Genomic DNA, 1,964 nt, shown 5'->3' with positions numbered 1-1,964 from the left:
CATCGCTCTTTTACCTGTAAGGTCACAAACTCTTGACATTATGCTTATCTTTTATCGTTATTCAATTCGAGGGTGCAAACTTAAGAAAAATATATCATTGAAACAAAAATATTATTGCAGATTTTTTTCTTTTTTTTTATTTACTTTTTATCGGTAGAAAAGAATATCTTTTTTGAACAAATTTATTAACATTCAAATCTTAGCTAAAGGTATTTTTTAAAATTGCTGCCTGCAGTATTTCAAGTGCTTTATTTGCCGTTCTATTTATCACTTTTTCACGTGGTTGACCAAAATTAAACTTTTCTACTATAACTTCATTTGGCGTAGCCACAGCAATAAAAACATCTCCTACTTCAGCTTCTCCTTCTTCCTTATTGGGACCGGCATTTCCAGTCGTGGCAATGGCATAATCTGTCGTCATTAGCTTTTGAATGCTGAGTGCCATTGCTTTAGCTACTTCTGCACTCACTACTTTATGATTTTTAATGAATTCGGCAGAAATTCCAAGCAACTCTGTTTTAATTTCTTTTGAATAGGCCACTACGCTTCCTTTGAAATAATTTGAAGCACCAGCAACTGAAGTAAACATCTGGGCAATTTTTCCTCCTGTGCAGCTTTCGGCTGTGGAAATTGTCTTTCCCTGCTGTTTTAATAATCTACCAATAACAACCTCGATTGTTTCATCTTCATCAAAACCAACGATGATGTCGCCAATAATTTTACTCAGCGTTTGTACATTTTCTTCGATGGCATTTTTGAGTGTTTCCTGATTTTCACCACGTGCAGTCAGTCGCAGACGCAAGCGTCCATAACTTGGTAAGTACGCCAGCTTAATAAACTCAGGCAAGTTATTTTCCCATTTTTCTATGCGATTAGCCACCATACTTTCTCCCTGACCATAGGTTAGAATGGTTTTGTGAATAATGTAGGGTCGTTTGTATTCCTTGACAACTTTGGGAATGATTTCGTTGTCTACCAAATATTTCATTTCGTTTGGAACGCCCGGCAATGAAATATAAACGGTATTCTCCTTCTTCATCCACATTCCGGGTGCAGTGCCTGCTTTGTTGAAAAGCACTTCACATTTGGATGGTACCAATGCCTGATCTATATTAACCTGTAATAATGGAGTTTTTGTCCCTGTAAACTTGTGGAATAAATCTTCTATGTGCGTTAGGACTTCTGGATTGCTGACCAAAACATCATCAAAGTATTCGCAGAAAGTATGTTTGGTAATATCATCTTTTGTTGGTCCGAGACCGCCAGTTATAATAACCAAATCGACTTTGTTTTGCAGTGCCGAAAATGTGTTTAGAATGTGTTGCCTGTCATCGGAAATGGAAAGCATTTCGGTAGTCTGAACGCCAATTTTATCCAATGCTTTGGCAATATAACCCGAGTTGGTATCGACAATTTGCCCGATTAGAATTTCGTCGCCAATGGTAACTATGGTTGCCTTCATTTTTGATTTAGGATTTAGGAATAGGGATTTAGGATTTTAATATGGAATCCTTACTAGCCCCGATTGTAGTGACACGAAGTATAACGAAAAGCGGGAATTGCCATCACTGATAATTCCCGAACCATTCGCTTCTTATTTTATAATTCGAAATCTTTTTTGATTTCTTTAACCGCTTTTTCAACCTGACTTTGAATACTATCAAAAGTATCAACGATTTCTTTGCGCTTGCCTTCTACTTTTGTCCAGGCTTCCACTTGCAGGATTTCTTCAAATGCCACTGTCATTCCCATTAAATCCAAGCTTGGTTTTATTTTGTGAGCATAACTGTACGCTAATTTGTGGTCTTTTGTTTTGATACCTAAATCAATTTGCTTGAGGTCTTCAGGAACTTCTGTGACAAACAGCGTGATGATTTGCATTACGAATTCAGGGTCATTGTCTGAAAGAGCGTAAACTTTTGAGAGGTTGTAATTTATTGCCATTATTTAATATGTAATCTTAG

The 1,964-nt window shown here is 36.8% G+C and carries 2 protein-coding genes; both read right to left on the bottom strand.

Annotated elements, in window-relative coordinates; translation table 11 throughout:
* Positions 1-199: 199 nt before the first annotated feature.
* On the bottom strand, positions 200-1,462 hold the full coding sequence (locus ABIQ27_RS00010) for a CinA family nicotinamide mononucleotide deamidase-related protein (RefSeq protein WP_348030862.1): 1,263 nt from the start codon (positions 1,460-1,462) through the stop codon (positions 200-202).
* Positions 1,463-1,599: 137 nt separating this feature from the next.
* The gene (locus ABIQ27_RS00005) at positions 1,600-1,944 is read right to left on the bottom strand and encodes a histidine kinase (RefSeq protein ID WP_348030860.1); all 345 of its coding nucleotides are present in this window, start codon (positions 1,942-1,944) and stop codon (positions 1,600-1,602) included.
* Positions 1,945-1,964 lie beyond the last annotated feature (20 nt).

The sequence above is a fragment of the Flavobacterium sp. genome, from assembly GCF_039916025.1.
Classification (GTDB): domain Bacteria; phylum Bacteroidota; class Bacteroidia; order Flavobacteriales; family Flavobacteriaceae; genus Flavobacterium.
Note: the sequence above shows the minus strand (reverse complement) of the source record. Positions and strands in the feature narration are given on the sequence as shown.